The organism is Janthinobacterium sp. JF4, assembly GCF_059617925.1.
The window spans coordinates 38985-52779 of sequence record NZ_JCAQAV010000007.1 but is presented as its reverse complement, the minus strand read 5'-3'; the positions used below and the strand labels follow the sequence as shown (position 1 = coordinate 52779).

12 protein-coding genes are annotated in these 13795 nt (G+C 64.2%); 4 read left to right on the top strand and 8 right to left on the bottom strand.

Translation table 11 applies throughout. The features are described from left to right. Positions 1–6 precede the first annotated feature (6 nt). The 4 genes from AC54AF_RS09120 to AC54AF_RS09105 form a co-directional block, all read right to left on the bottom strand. On the bottom strand, positions 7–2289 hold the full coding sequence (locus tag AC54AF_RS09120) for a RelA/SpoT family protein (protein ID WP_496636294.1): 2283 nt from the start codon (positions 2287–2289) through the stop codon (positions 7–9). 82 nt (positions 2290–2371) lie between these two features. Further along, positions 2372–2575 carry a DNA-directed RNA polymerase subunit omega gene (rpoZ, locus tag AC54AF_RS09115; protein WP_010400723.1) on the bottom strand — a complete coding sequence of 68 codons (204 nt, stop codon included), beginning with the start codon at positions 2573–2575 and terminating at the stop codon, positions 2372–2374. 59 nt (positions 2576–2634) lie between these two features. After that, positions 2635–3273 (bottom strand): guanylate kinase, encoded by a 639-nt coding sequence (gene gmk, locus AC54AF_RS09110; protein ID WP_099762610.1) that lies wholly within the window; start codon positions 3271–3273, stop codon positions 2635–2637. Between the two features lie 135 nt (positions 3274–3408). Further along, positions 3409–4299 (bottom strand): YicC/YloC family endoribonuclease, encoded by an 891-nt coding sequence (locus AC54AF_RS09105; RefSeq protein ID WP_099377928.1) that lies wholly within the window; start codon positions 4297–4299, stop codon positions 3409–3411. Positions 4300–4600: 301 nt separating this feature from the next. Here AC54AF_RS09105 and rph point away from each other — a divergent pair, with 301 nt between their 5' ends. From rph to hemW, 3 genes are all read left to right on the top strand, one after another. After that, positions 4601–5329: a ribonuclease PH gene (gene rph, locus AC54AF_RS09100; RefSeq protein ID WP_131687774.1), complete on the top strand. Its 729-nt coding sequence runs from the start codon at positions 4601–4603 to the stop codon at positions 5327–5329. Positions 5330–5467: 138 nt separating this feature from the next. Further along, positions 5468–6052: an RdgB/HAM1 family non-canonical purine NTP pyrophosphatase gene (gene rdgB, locus AC54AF_RS09095; protein ID WP_496636293.1), complete on the top strand. Its 585-nt coding sequence runs from the start codon at positions 5468–5470 to the stop codon at positions 6050–6052. Beyond that, the gene (hemW, locus tag AC54AF_RS09090; protein ID WP_496636292.1) at positions 6049–7323 is read left to right on the top strand and encodes a radical SAM family heme chaperone HemW; all 1275 of its coding nucleotides are present in this window, start codon (positions 6049–6051) and stop codon (positions 7321–7323) included. Before rdgB ends, hemW begins: the two co-directional genes overlap by 4 nt. Before the next feature lie 6 nt (positions 7324–7329). Here hemW and AC54AF_RS09085 read toward each other — a convergent pair whose 3' ends face one another. The 3 genes from AC54AF_RS09085 to AC54AF_RS09075 form a co-directional block, all read right to left on the bottom strand. Continuing rightward, positions 7330–8517, bottom strand: a complete 1188-nt coding sequence (locus AC54AF_RS09085; RefSeq protein ID WP_496636291.1) for a tetratricopeptide repeat protein — start codon at positions 8515–8517, stop codon at positions 7330–7332. A 130-nt stretch (positions 8518–8647) separates the two neighbouring features. Further along, positions 8648–10366: a methyl-accepting chemotaxis protein gene (locus AC54AF_RS09080; RefSeq protein ID WP_496636290.1), complete on the bottom strand. Its 1719-nt coding sequence runs from the start codon at positions 10364–10366 to the stop codon at positions 8648–8650. 122 nt (positions 10367–10488) lie between these two features. Next, positions 10489–11562 (bottom strand): patatin-like phospholipase family protein, encoded by a 1074-nt coding sequence (locus tag AC54AF_RS09075; protein WP_496636289.1) that lies wholly within the window; start codon positions 11560–11562, stop codon positions 10489–10491. Positions 11563–11765: 203 nt separating this feature from the next. Between AC54AF_RS09075 and AC54AF_RS09070 the strand changes: the two genes are divergently transcribed. Beyond that, positions 11766–12626: a hypothetical protein gene (locus AC54AF_RS09070; RefSeq protein ID WP_496636288.1), complete on the top strand. Its 861-nt coding sequence runs from the start codon at positions 11766–11768 to the stop codon at positions 12624–12626. Positions 12627–12854: 228 nt separating this feature from the next. Here AC54AF_RS09070 and tal read toward each other — a convergent pair whose 3' ends face one another. Then, a complete protein-coding gene (gene tal / locus AC54AF_RS09065) occupies positions 12855–13790 on the bottom strand; it encodes a transaldolase (RefSeq protein ID WP_131687779.1) in 936 nt (311 codons plus the stop codon). Positions 13791–13795: the final 5 nt, after the last annotated feature.

The window sequence follows — 13795 nt, the reverse complement described above, 5'->3', positions numbered from 1 at the left end:
CGTGAATCAGTTGCGTTCGCGCAATATCCGATTGACCCCGGCGACCCGGCGCACATTGCGCAGCAGGGCGGCCAGGTGGACGCGATCCTTGACTTGCACGGTGAAGCGCAGCTGGTCGAGAACGTTGTCCTTGTCTTCGTCCATGCCGACATAGATGATGTTGGCGTCGGACTCGCCGATCTCGGCGGCGACTCTCGCCAGGATGCCCCGTTCGCTGTTGATCAGCACCTTGATGCGGCAGTCGAAGCGGCGGTTCAGTTCGGTTCCCCAGCGCACGGCGATCCAGCGGTCCGGTTCCTTGGCGCGCTGGCGTTTCGCTTGCGAACAGTCGCTCGTGTGCACCAGCAAACCCTGGTCGCGGCGCAGCTGGCCGATGATCTGGTCGCCGGGAATCGGCAGGCAGCATGGCGCCAGCTGTACCGAGACGCCTTCGCTGCCGCAGATGGTGACGGGGTCGAGCTCGCTGCCGCTATTGTGCTCCACCGGCATGCTGGCCGCTTCGCCGCCGATCAGGCCGAAGATGTGGCGCGCCACCAGGGTGGCCATGCGCTTGCCGATGCCGATGTCCGCGTACAGCTCGTCCATGGAGTTGGCGCTCGATTCGTTGAGCAGGCGTTCGATCAATGGCGCCGGCAGGTCGGCGTCGATGTTCAGGGCGTGCAGCGCCTGCGACAGCAGTTGCTGGCCCAGGGCGATCGATTCAGGCAGGTTGATCGTGCGCAAATGGTGGCGGATGGCCGAACGGGCCTTGCCGGTGCGCACGAACGACAGCCAGGTCGGGCTGGGGCGCGACGAGGAATCGGTGATGATCTCGACGATGTCGCCATTGTGCAGCTCGGTGCGCAGAGGCGAGGTTTCGTTGTTGATTTTCACGGCCACGGTCTGGTCGCCGATGCCCGTATGGATCGAATAGGCGAAGTCGATGGCCGTGGCGCCGCGCGGCAGGGCGATGATCTTCGACTTCGGCGTAAACACGTAGACGGAATCGGGGAACAGGTCGACCTTGACGTGTTCGAGGAATTCGGCCGAGTCGCCCGTCTGCTGCTGGATGTCGAGCAAGGATTGCAGCCATGCATGCGTGCGCTGCTGCAAGTCGGACGGGTTCGATTCGCCGCTCTTGTACAGCCAGTGCGCCGCCACGCCGGATTCGGCCGTGCGGTGCATTTCCTGCGTGCGGATCTGGAATTCCACGGGCGTGCCGTAGGGGCCGATGACGGTCGTGTGCAGCGACTGGTAGCCGTTCAGCTTGCGGATTGCGATGTAATCCTTGAACTTGCCCGGCATCGGCTTGTACAGGCTGTGCAAGGTGCCCAGGGTCACGTAACAGTCGGCAAAGCTGCCGACCACCACGCGGAAGCCGTACACGTCCAGCACTTGCGAGAACGACAAATGCTTGCTGCGCATCTTTTTATAGATGTCGTACAGGGTCTTTTCGCGGCCCGTGACGTCGGCCTCGAGTTCGGCCATGGACAGGGTGCTTTTCACCGCTTCCATGATCTTGTTGACCACTTCGCGCCGGTTGCCGCGCGCCGCCTTGACGGCTTTCGCCAGGGTGCGGTAGCGCATCGGATACAGGTGTGAGAACGACAGGTCCTGCAGCTCGTGGTAAATATTGTTCAGGCCGAGTCGGTGCGCGATCGGCACGTACACTTCCATGGTCTCGCTGGCGATGCGGCGCTTTTTCGCCGCCGTCATGAAGTCCAGGGTGCGCATATTGTGCAGGCGGTCGGCCAGCTTGATCAGGATCACGCGCACGTCGGACGCCATGGCCAGCAGCATCTTGCGGAAGTTTTCCGCCTGCGCTTCGATCTGGCTCTGGAATTCGATCTTTTCCAGTTTCGACAGGCCGTCGACCAGGTGTGCCACCGGCGCGCCGAAGCGCTCGATCAATTCGTCTTTCTTGACGTCCTGGTCTTCCATGACGTCGTGCAGCAGGGCGGCCATGATGGCTTGCGCGTCGAGCTTCCAGTCGGCGCAGATTTCCGCGACGGCGATCGGATGCGAGATATACGGCTCGCCCGAGCGGCGCATCTGGCCCAGGTGCATTTCGTCGGAGAAGCGGTAGGCTTCCTTGACTTTTTTCAGGTCGGCAGGGGAAAGGTATTCGGCCAGCTTGTCGGCCAGGTGGCTGACGGAGGCCACGCCCAAGGCGGGCGCTGGCGGTATTGCGGGGGTGTTGCTGCCGGACGCGCCGGTGCCGGGCGCGGAAGCGCCCTGCGATTTTGCCGCCTGGCGCGAGGCCAGGGGCGGCAGTGCTGCGGAAGTCGTGTCGGCTGGGGTCAGACTCATAAAACGTCGCGTTGCTTCACAGTGTGAATAAAGGATACGGTAGAACCAGGGGTCAGCACTGTTCCGGCACGCGGGTTCCCACTTACATCGGGACCTTTTTCAGCATTTCGATGCCGACTTTACCGGCAGCGATTTCACGCAGTGCGACAACGGTAGGCTTGTCCTTGGCTTCCACCTTTGGGGTGTGGCCTTGCAACAACTGACGTGCGCGATAAGTCGCAGCCAGGGTCAGCTGGAAACGGTTAGGGATCTGCTTCAGGCAATCTTCGATTGTGATACGGGCCATAGTAACTCCTAAATTTTATGCGTGGTGCGTGGCGCTGTGTGAACTGGCGTGCAGACGAATTACTCTGCGTGCAGGCCCAGTTGGGCGAATAGCGATGCGTTGCGGGCCGCTTGTTGCGCAAACCGGCAACGGGCCGCTCTCACGATCGCGCTCAGTTCGGACAAAGCGACCGTAAACTCTTCATTGATAATAACATACTCGAACTCGGGAGCGTGTGCGATTTCGCCGCCGGCCGCCAGCAGGCGGCGCGTGATCACGTGCTGCTCGTCCTGGCCGCGCTTGTTCAGGCGTTCTTCCAGCGCATCGATCGATGGCGGCAGGATGAAAATGCCGGCCGCGCGGGGGAATTGCTTGCGCACCTGGCGCGCGCCTTGCCAGTCGATTTCCAGCAGGATGTCGGTGCCGGCCAGCATTTGCTGTTCCACCATGATGCGCGAGGTGCCGTAGTAATTGCCATGCACTTCCGCCCATTCCAGGAACTCGCCCTGGTCCGCGCGCGCGACAAAGTCTTCCGCCGTCGTGAAATAGTACTCGCGGCCGTGCTGCTCGCCCGGACGGGGCGCGCGCGTGGTGGTCGAGATTGACAACTTGATGCCGGGCTCTTGCGCCAGCAATGCATTGACCAGTGTCGATTTGCCGGCGCCCGATGGCGCGGCGACCACGAACAGGCTGCCGGAGAAGGCGGTAGGGTGGCTCATGCGGATCTTTCAATAATCGTGTTGTTGGCGCCGATGCTCGCGCAAGCGGCGCCCAATCCGGTATTTTACCAAGAGGCAAGGCGGCGAGCCAGTCCCAACGAGGCCGGCTTGGCTGGCGCCTGGAAAGGCTGGCCGTTATTCCAGGTTCTGCACCTGTTCGCGCATCTGCTCGATCAGCAGCTTCAGATCCATCGAGGCGTCGGCCAGTTCCTTGACGGACGCCTTGGCGCCCAGCGTATTGGCTTCGCGGTTCAGTTCCTGCATCATGAAGTCGAGGCGCTTGCCCACTTGCCCGCCCTTGGTGAGGATGTGGCGCGTTTCACCCAGGTGGGCCGACAGGCGCGCCAGTTCTTCCGACACGTCGATGCGGATGCCGTACAAAATGACTTCCTGGCGGATGCGCTCCATGGCGTCCTGGCGCGACAGGGCCGAATTCGAGCCCTGGCTGGCCAGGCCCAGCGCATCTTGCATGCGCTCGATGGCTTTTTGCTGGAAGGCCGCCACCACTTGCGGAATCAAGGGCGTGATGCGCTTGACGATGGCTTCCATCGCCTCGATGCGCGACACCAGCACCGCTTCGAGCGCGGCGCCTTCGCGCTTGCGGCTGTCGACGAAGGCGGCCACGGTGCGGCGGGTCAGCGCGCCCACGTCCGCCTGCAAGGACTCTTGCCCCACTTGCGCTTCTTCGATGACGCCAGGCCAGCGCAGCAGTTCGGCCACCGTCATGACGGGGGCGGAGACAAAATGCTGGCCCACTTCGTTTTGCAGGCGCGCCAGTTCGGCCAGCAGGGGCAGGTTCAGCGCCTGTGTGCCGTTTGTGGCGGCCTTGCGGCCAAAGCTCAGGCGTACCTCGACTTTGCCGCGCGTGATGGCGGACATGACGGCGGCGCGCAAGTCTGGCTCCAGCGCCCGCAGATCGTCGTTGATGCGGAATTGCAGGTCGAGAAAGCGCGAGTTGACGCTCTTGATTTCAATTGTCAGTGTGCCTGCAGCACCTTCGCTGGTGGCAACCGCGTAGCCTGTCATGCTTGAAATGCTCAAAGGATTCCCCGATTTGATCTTGTATACAGTCACTTATACACTTAATCAGCCAGCGCAGGCAATACCGCCCGCGCCGCAAAACAGGACCGAAGAGCACGATGGCCTGAAAATTGCTGAATAGTGTGCGTTTTACGGCATTGTAAAGAAAATTGTGTTTGGCGGGGCAGGATTGTAGGGATCATGTGTGCACCGCCTGCCATTGCGCCTTGCGCTGTTGCATGACTGCAAATAGACGGGCGCGCGGTGGTAAAATCGCTGCCGCAACCCCAATCACACAGGACACCCCATGACATTTGAATCCCGCCCGAGCGGCCGCGCCGTCGACGCGCTGCGCGCCATCCGCATCACCCGCCAGTACACCAAGCATGCCGAAGGCTCGGTGCTGATCGAGTGCGGCGACACCAAGGTCATCTGCACCGCCAGCATCGAAGACAAGGTGCCGGGTTTCCTGAAAGGCAAGGGCCAGGGCTGGTTGACGGCCGAGTACGGCATGCTGCCGCGCTCGACGCACACGCGCATGGACCGCGAAGCGGCGCGTGGCAAGCAATCGGGCCGCACGCAGGAAATCCAGCGCCTGATTGGCCGCTCGCTGCGCGCCGCCTTCGATCTGCAGGCGTTCGGCGAACGCACCCTGCACCTCGATTGCGACGTCATCCAGGCCGACGGCGGCACGCGCACGGCCTCGATCACGGGCGCCATGGTGGCCGCGCATGACGCGTTTTCCCAGCTGCAGGCACGCGGCGCGATTGCCGCCATTCCCGTAAAAAGCTTTGTCGCCGCCATCTCGGTGGGCGTCTACCAGGGCATGCCGGTGCTGGACCTGGACTATGTGGAAGACTCGGGCTGCGACACGGACATGAACGTCGTGATGACGGACGCGGGCCACTTCATCGAAGTGCAGGGCACGGCCGAAGGCGCCGCGTTTGACCGCGCCGGCATGAACCGCCTGCTGGACCTGGCGCAGGGTGGCATTGCCGACCTGATCGCCCTGCAGAAGCAGGTTCTCGGCCTGTAATCTTTACATGGATTTACATCCTGTTGCCCGCCGCGCCGGGCAAGCAGCCCGCATTTGCCGCCGTTCAGCGCGGCAGCGGGCCAGGGTGAGGGGAGCGCAAAAGGTTTACAATGTCGGCACTTCAACCGGACTACTGACATGACCCAACGCCTCATCCTCGCCTCCAACAACGCCGGCAAGCTCAAGGAATTCAACGAGCTGCTCTCGACCATCGGTTTTTCCGTCCACGCCCAGGGCGAGTACGCCGTGCCGGAAAGCGACGAACCGTTCCACAGCTTCGTTGAAAACGCGCTGCAAAAGGCGCGCCACGCGTCGCGCCTGACGGGCTTGCCGGCGCTGGCCGACGATTCCGGCGTGTGCGTCAATGCGCTCGGCGGCGCGCCGGGCGTGTATTCGGCACGCTATGCGGGCGAACCGAAATCGGATGCCGCCAACAGCGCCAAGCTGATCGCCGACCTGGAAGCGCATGCCGACAAGTCCGCGTATTACTATTGCGTGCTGGTGTACGTGCGCCATGCGGACGACCCGCAGCCGGTGATCGCCGACGGCCGCTGGAATGGCGAAATGATCGCCAGTGCGCGCGGCAACGGCGGCTTCGGCTACGATCCGCATTTCTACCTTCCTGCGCTGGGCAAGTGCGCGGCCGAGCTGACGTCCGATGAAAAGAATGCGCTGTCGCACCGTGGCCAGGCCCTGCGCGCGCTGGTGGAAAAGCTGCGATGATCCCGATCAAACTGGTGGGCGCCGTTGCCAAATCGGCCGCCAAGCCGAATACCGCTCCTGCGCCGCAGGAAGGCATTTCCGGCGCGGCCGGCGCGGCCCTGAAATACCTGCAGCCGGGGAGCTTGAACCTGACGGCCCTGCCGCCGCTGTCGCTGTACATCCATTTCCCGTGGTGCGTGAAAAAATGCCCGTATTGCGACTTCAATTCGCACGAGGTGCGCGGCGACTTGCCGGAAGCGCAATACCTGGCCGCCCTGCGGCTGGACCTGGAAATGGCGCTGCCGCTGATCTGGGGCCGCAAGATCCACACCATCTTCATCGGCGGCGGCACGCCCAGCCTGATGTCGGCGGCGGGGCTGGACCGGCTGATGTCGGACGTGCGCACCTTGCTGCCCCTGGAGCCCGACTGCGAAATCACCATGGAAGCCAATCCGGGCACCTTTGAAGCGGAAAAATTCAAGTCCTACCGGGCCAGCGGCATCAACCGCCTGTCGATCGGCATCCAGAGCTTCAATGGCCGCCACCTGCAGGCGCTGGGGCGCATCCATGACGACAACGAAGCACGCCGCGCGGTGGACATCGCGCACGCGCATTTCGACAATTTCAATCTCGACCTGATGTACGCGCTGCCCACGCAAACCCTGGCCGAGGCGCAGCAGGACCTGGACACGGCGCTGTCGTTCGCGCCGCCGCACCTGTCGCTGTACCACCTGACGCTTGAACCGAACACCCTGTTCGCCAAGTATCCGCCCGTGCTGCCGGACGACGACGAGAGCGCCGACATCGCCGACATGGTGGCCGCGCGCGCGGCGCAGGCCGGCTATGGCCGCTATGAAGTGTCGGCCTACGCGCAGCCGGGCCGCCAGGCTCGCCACAACCGCAACTACTGGGAATTTGGCGACTACCTGGGCATCGGCGCGGGCGCCCATTCGAAGATATCGTTCCCGCACCGCGTGCTGCGCCAGGCCCGCTACAAGCAGCCGCGCGCCTACATGGACGCGGTATTGGCTGGCAATCCCGTGCAGGAAGAGCGCGAACTGGCGCGCGAGGAAATGGGTTTTGAATTCATGCTCAATACCCTGCGCCTGACGCACGGTTTTTCGCCGAACCTGTTCGCCGAGCGCACGGGCCTGGCCCTCAACGCCATCGAGCAGCCGCTCAATGCGGCCGAAGCGAAAGGCTTGCTGTACCGCGACCACCAGGTCATCCGCCCGACGGAACGGGGGTTGTGCTTCCTGAATGACCTGCAGCAGATGTTTTTGGAAGACTGACGCAGGCTAATGTGCGCTGGCGGCGCGCAGGCGCTGCAGCTTGGCCGCGTACAGCCCGTGCTCGCTGCGCGTGGTGCTGTTGTCCATCGCCAGTTCCAGCTGGCGCCCGGCCTGCGCCAGCTGGCCCATGCGCGCATACGCCTGCGCCAGCCAGAAGTGGAATTCATGGTAGTAGGGATCGCGCGCGATCTCGCGCTTGAACAGGCGCGCCGCTTCCTGGTAGTCGGCCGTTTCCATGGCGCGCTGGCCCAGGTTGAAAAAGTGGAAGGGCGGTTCTGGCTGCAGGGCCAGCAATTTGCGCCGCAGCAGTTGCGCTTCGTCCGCGCGTCCCAGGCCGTCGAGCGCCTGCGCCAGGTTGGACAGCAAGACGGTGTTCGATGGCGAGCGTTCCAGTGCGTAAGCGAGCGTGCGCCGCGCCGGCTCGACGTCGCCGTGGCGCAGCTGGATGATGCCCAGGGTATTGAAGGCGCCCGCAAACGTGGGGTCTTGCAGGATGGCGGCGCGGGCATGCCAGTAGGCTTGATCGAGTTCCCCATTGGCCATGGTTTCGACGGCGCGGTTATTGAGGTACATGGCCAGGATGGTTGCCTCGCTGACCGTGCGCGTGCGCTGGCCCGTCAGATCCTGGGCCGGCAGGAAATCGATCAGCAGTTCCGCATCGGCATCATAGCCGCCGCTGTTCTGCGCCAGCTTCCGGCCCAGCACCAGGTTGACGTGGCCAGCGACAAAATACATGTCGCCGCTGCGGCTCCAGCTGTCTTCCCCCAGCACGGTCTGGTAGCGTACTTCCAGCCCCATTTCCTTGGCCAGCGCGGCCGTCATCAGCACCAGCGACAGGCAATTGCCGCTGCGCGCATCGAACGCCTGCGCCGCCGTGCGCGTCATGGCGGCATCGTATTCCAGCTGCAGTCCCGCCTTGTTGTACAGCGCATTGGCGAGCGCGCGGCGGGGATTCTTGCTGCGCCCCTCGCGCGCGATATCGACACGCACGTAGTGCCGCATGGCGTCGCTCACGGCAAACGCCTGCTGCGGGTCAACCGGCACGGTGGGCGCGGCAAAGCTGGCATCGTTGAACAGGTCGGGCGGAGGCGGGGTGGCGGGCGCCGTGGCGCAGCCGGCAAGGGCTGCACACAGCAGCAAGGGGCACAGGAGGCCCAGGCGCAGCTGTTCGCTGATGCGGCGGATACATTGCATGTTCGTGCTCCCGCAGAACGATGTCAGGCGCAACACGGATTGCTGCCGGTGGCGCGCCCTGCCACCTGAAACAAGTATCCTCGCGCGCCACGGCGCTGTCAAACCCTTTTGACTGGCGCTGTTGACAGTCTTAAAACTCTTCCCAATCCTGCTCGCCAGCCACCTGCGCCTGGGGCTTGCGCGCAGCAGGCGCGCTCCTGGCAGCGATGGCTGGCTGCCTGGCGGCGGTGCTCCTGGCCGCTGGCTTGGCCAGCCGGGTGGGCGCCGGCCGCGCGGCGCGTACCGGCGCCTTTGTAGCCATGTGTTCGAGCTGGAAGCCGGCCGCCACTTGCGCCAGGCGCGCGGCCTGGTCCTGCATGCTCTCGGCCGCTGCCGCCGCTTCTTCCACCAGGGCCGCATTTTGCTGCGTCACCTGGTCCATCTGCGCGATGGCCTGGTTGACCTGGTCGATGCCCATGCTTTGCTCGGCGCTGGCGGCAGTGATCTCGGCCATGATATCGGTGACGCGGCGCACGCTGTCGACCACTTCGCCCATGGTGTTGCCGGCTTGCTGCACCAGCCGCGTGCCGTTGTTGACCTGTTCCACCGAGTCGCCGATCAGGGTCTTGATTTCGCGCGCCGCGGCGGCCGAGCGTTGCGCCAGGCTGCGCACTTCCGTGGCGACGACGGCAAAGCCGCGCCCCTGCTCGCCGGCCCTGGCCGCTTCCACGGCCGCATTCAAGGCCAGGATGTTCGTCTGGAAGGCGATGCCGTCGATGACGCCGATGATGTCGACGATTTTCGTCGATGCCGTGTCGATGGCGCCCATGGTGTCGACCACCTGGCTGACGATGCTGCCGCCCCGTTCTGCCACGCCGGAGGCGGCCACCGCCATCTGGTTGGCCTGGCGCGCATTGTCCGCATTCTGCTTGACGGTGCTGGTCAGTTCTTCCATCGACGACGCCGTCTCTTCCAGCGAACTGGCCTGCTGTTCCGTGCGCGCCGACAGGTCCTGGTTGCCGGCGGCGATTTCGCCGGAGGCCGTGGCAATCGCGTTGGTGCCCGTCTGCACTTCCGACACCACCTTGCGCAGCGCCTCGTTCATGCCGTGCAGCGCGCGCATCAGGTCGCCGATTTCATCGCTGGCAGGCGTGCCGAAATGCGTGCGCAAGTCGCCATCGGCCACCGTCTCGGCCACCTTCACGGCGGCCTTCAACGGTTGCGTGATCGAACGCGTGATCAGCCAGGCGCACATGCTGCCCAGCGCCACCACCAGCGCGCACAGGGTCAGCAGCAGGGTGAAGCTGCGCCCGTTGGCCGCCTCGATCGCTTGCGCCGTGGCGTCGATGGCCTGGCGCTGCTGCGACAGCAGGGCCTTGACGTTGTTCTGGTATTTGGCGGCGGCAGGCGCGAAGCTGTCGCGGTAGGTGCTTTCCGCCTGCGCCGCGTTGCCGGCCTTGCGCGCATTCATCACCAGGGTCTTGGCATCCTGGTACTTGACGCGTTCGGCGATGGACGACTTGAAGATGGCTTTTTCTTCATCGCTGTCGAGCAGCGTCTCGATCTTCTTCAGCAGTTCGCTGCCCTGTTTCGTGCTGTCGGCGATGGTCTCGGCAAACACGTTAGACAGGGTTTCATCGGTGCTCCTGGCGATCATCGAGGTGCGCGCGATGGCCGAGTAAATCAGCACGTACCAGTCCGATACGAGGCGTTCCTTGGCCAGCGGTTTTTCCATCATTTGCCGCGTCGCTTCGGCATTCACGCGGGCGCTGTACAGCGCGTAGGAGGTGGAGACCACGGACAGCAGCAGCACCAGCGCGAAGCCTGCAGCCAGGCGCGTGCCGATACGAAGGTGGGAGAGGGCGTGCATGGTCGGAACTCCTGTCGCAGAGGGGATTTAAATTGCCTGTGCGACATAGTATGCACTGATAAGTGACCAACAGGCGAGGGAAAAGCGCGCCTGTCCTTGCACCTGTTGCAGCCGCGCCCGTGCTACAGGTCGAGCGCCTGGCGCAGGTCCGGCTGCTCGGCCCAGCGGGCGAAGGCGGCCGCCATGCGTTCGCTTTCCGCGATGGCGCGGCGCCAGTCGCGCATGCGCGCCGCGTGGTCCTGCCCGTAACGGGGGAAGTCGCGCCGGTCCGGCAGTTTGCCGTTGGGCAGGCTGGCCACGAAGGCGGGCGAGGGCGAGACGAGGATCATGTTGTCGAGTGCGCTATCGCCGCTGCGCGCGCGGCGCCAGGGCATGGCCTTGTCCAGCCAGCCCGGCACGATGTGGTCGGCAAAATGCGGGTACAGCACCAGGTCCGGTTCGCGCTGGTAGGGCAGATGCAAATGGTAGTCGACCAGGCCGCCGTCCCAGTAGCGTCCGGGCGGCGCGCCGGCGATGTCCGTCACGGCGTCGAGCACCAGCGGGATGGAGCCGGAGGCCAGCAGCGCATCGCGCAGGTTCTCTTGCGCCAGCGGCACGAAATGGGAATGAAAGGCGTCGAAGCGCGAGCGCAGCCAGCTGGCGCCGTCCGGCCCGGCATGGAATACCGCGCGTTCCAGCGAGGCGGCCAGGCGCGCACGCCCCACGGCATTGCCGGCGGCGGCCAGCAGGAAGCCGCGCCGGTCGCGCCATTTGCCCGGCTGCGCCAGCACGCCGATGCCGCGCACGGCCAGCACCGACAGGCTGTGTTGCGCATGCCGCAGCAGCTGTGCATCCTGGCCATCGAGGACGGCGTCGAGCAGGGCGCGGCACGTGCGGCTGACGTGCGCCGCCTCGGGCTTGTCCGGGTAGCGCTGGCCCACGTATTCGCGCACCAGGCGGCGCTGCGCGGCCACCGGGTCGGGGAACACGGCGGCGGCCATGCGCCAGGCGCCGATCGAGGCGCCGACGAAGTGGCGCGGGCGCGGCGCCTGCGCCAGGTAGTCGCCGAACAGCCAGCAATCGAGCTGGTGCAGGATCAGGCCTTTCGGCCCGCCTGCGGCGGCAGGGACGATGGCGATGTCAAGCGCGCGCAAGCCGTTTGCGGCGATGCGGGCGCGGGCGCGGCGGCCCAGGCGGATGGTGATCGGTGATTGCATGGGTAGTCGCTGGCGGCCGGTAGCCAGGTATTTTACCGCCAGCGCGGCGCCACGACACAGACGCGCTCGTTATAGTCACGTTGTTGGTATAAATAAATTTCTTTAAGGCAACCATTCTCTTGAGAAATGTTGCATAATATTGGACGTTGAATTTTTGGCATGTGCCAAGGATTCCTTATGTCTTGCTTTTTTATTGGAATCGTATGCAACTGAATCACGCTTTTGTTCTGACCCTGATCGCCGCTTCGCTCGCCGCTTGCGGTGGCGGCGGTTCTTCTTCCCCATCCGACACGGCCGTTGCCGTGAATACGGTCAAGCCTGCTGATCCGGTGGCGCCCGTCGTTCCCGTCGTTCCCGCCGTGCCGGCGGCCACTGGCGAAAATACGGGCAGCGTCAGCGCCCGTTTCATCAATGGCGACAACAGCCGTTTCGTCTTTACGTCGATCGGCTTGCAGAGCAATGGCAAGGCCAGCACGCTGGTGCAGGATACCTCCGGCGCCTTGAGCACTATCGGCAGCATCGTCCTGACGGGCAACCCGTCCGTGACGCGTGAAATCAGCGGCGATGCCGCCTTTGCGCAGGGACGCTGGTTCAAGGGCGCGTTCAGCAATAGCTCTGGCGCCACGACATTGAGCGGCAACAATGCCAGTGCGCATTACGTCGCCTATAACGTGCTTGCCGCACTGCCAGCGACCGGCACGTTGACCTGCGATGCGGGCACGTTCACGGCGCCAAGCTATACGGGCGGCAGCAGCGTTTCGTCGACCGCGCACTTCGGCACGGCCAGCGGCAATGCCAGCCTGTCCTTTGATGCTTCCGGCGCCAAGGTGGCGCTGGCCATCGACGCCAGCGCCGGCGGCAGCACGGGCAAAGTATCGGCTTCCACCACCATCGCATCGGCCGCGTCGAGCAGCATCACCGGCGGCTATCTGTCGGGTGGCACGGGCGCGCAACTGATGCTGGGCGACGGCGGCACCGGCCGCTATCTGCTGCTGGCAGCCTACAAGGCGCAGCTGGCGAATGGCGCCAATTACCAGGGCGTAGCGACCTTCCGTTGCTCCTGATCGTCCCTGCATGAAAAAAGCGGCGCCGTGCACTGCACGGACGCCGCTTTTTTTACGCCTGTCGTGCCTAGAGCCTATCCCGGTAGATGAATACATCCCCCGCTGGCGCGCCTCAGAAGCGGGGACTGCATTGATCGTCGTCGCGTGGCTCGCCACGCGTCCTCCTCACGCCTTGTCCGCGCTCCTGATGTGCTGCCAGCAGAAGACGCTCCCTACCGGGATTGGCTCTTAGCGCAGTGCCGAGATCATCTGTTTCAGCTTGCCGGAATCGACGCAGAAGGCGCGGATGCCTTCGGCCAGTTTTTCCGTCGCCATCGCATCTTCATTCATCATGAAGCGGAAGGCTTCTTCGTTCAGCGACATCTGCACGATGTTGGTCGATGGCGCCGCTTCGGCGCTCAGCTTGCGCTCCACCGGCGCATCGCTGTCGGCCAGCTTTTGCAGCAGGTCGGGGCTGATGGTGAGCAGGTCGCAGCCGGCCAGTTCGAGGATTTGCGAGGTGTTGCGGAAGCTCGCGCCCATCACCTCGGTCTTGTAGCCGAACTTGCGATAGTAGTTGTAGATGCGGCGTACCGATTGCACGCCCGGGTCTTCCGCGCCCACGTAGTCGATGCCCGTCGATTTCTTGTACCAGTCGTAGATGCGGCCGACGAACGGCGAAATCAGCTGGGCGCCCGCTTCGGCGCAGGCGATGGCCTGGGCCAGCGAGAACAGCAGGGTCATGTTGCAGCGGATGCCTTCCTTTTCCAGGATGGCGGCGGCGCGGATGCCTTCCCAGGTCGAGGCGATCTTGATCAGCACGCGCTCGCGGGCAATGCCGGCGTTCGAATACAGGGCGATCAGGTCGCGGCCCTTGGCGACCGTGCCTTCCGTGTCGAACGACAGGCGCGCATCGACTTCGGTGGAGACGCGGCCGGGGATGGTTTGCAGGATTTCCACGCCAAACGCGATCAGCAGGCGGTCGATGATCTCGGCGGTGGAGGCATTTGGATGGTCGCGCACGGCCTTTTCCAGCAGCGGCTTGTATTCATCCTTTTGCACGGCCTTCAGGATCAGCGACGGATTCGTCGTCGCATCGCGCGGCGTGTAAGCCTGGATCGATTGGAAGTCGCCGGTGTCGGCCACCACGGTAGTAAATTGCTTTAGTTGTTCGAGTTGGTTCATGGCTG

Coding starts and splice junctions, on each gene's coding strand:
- AC54AF_RS09120 (WP_496636294.1), bottom strand. CDS start 2,289: ATGAGTCTGACCCCAGCCGACACGACTTCCGCAGCACTGCCGCCCCTG.
- rpoZ (WP_010400723.1), bottom strand. CDS start 2,575: ATGGCCCGTATCACAATCGAAGATTGCCTGAAGCAGATCCCTAACCGT.
- gmk (WP_099762610.1), bottom strand. CDS start 3,273: ATGAGCCACCCTACCGCCTTCTCCGGCAGCCTGTTCGTGGTCGCCGCG.
- AC54AF_RS09105 (WP_099377928.1), bottom strand. CDS start 4,299: ATGACAGGCTACGCGGTTGCCACCAGCGAAGGTGCTGCAGGCACACTG.
- rph (WP_131687774.1), top strand. CDS start 4,601: ATGACATTTGAATCCCGCCCGAGCGGCCGCGCCGTCGACGCGCTGCGC.
- rdgB (WP_496636293.1), top strand. CDS start 5,468: ATGACCCAACGCCTCATCCTCGCCTCCAACAACGCCGGCAAGCTCAAG.
- hemW (WP_496636292.1), top strand. CDS start 6,049: ATGATCCCGATCAAACTGGTGGGCGCCGTTGCCAAATCGGCCGCCAAG.
- AC54AF_RS09085 (WP_496636291.1), bottom strand. CDS start 8,517: ATGCAATGTATCCGCCGCATCAGCGAACAGCTGCGCCTGGGCCTCCTG.
- AC54AF_RS09080 (WP_496636290.1), bottom strand. CDS start 10,366: ATGCACGCCCTCTCCCACCTTCGTATCGGCACGCGCCTGGCTGCAGGC.
- AC54AF_RS09075 (WP_496636289.1), bottom strand. CDS start 11,562: ATGCAATCACCGATCACCATCCGCCTGGGCCGCCGCGCCCGCGCCCGC.
- AC54AF_RS09070 (WP_496636288.1), top strand. CDS start 11,766: ATGCAACTGAATCACGCTTTTGTTCTGACCCTGATCGCCGCTTCGCTC.
- tal (WP_131687779.1), bottom strand. CDS start 13,790: ATGAACCAACTCGAACAACTAAAGCAATTTACTACCGTGGTGGCCGAC.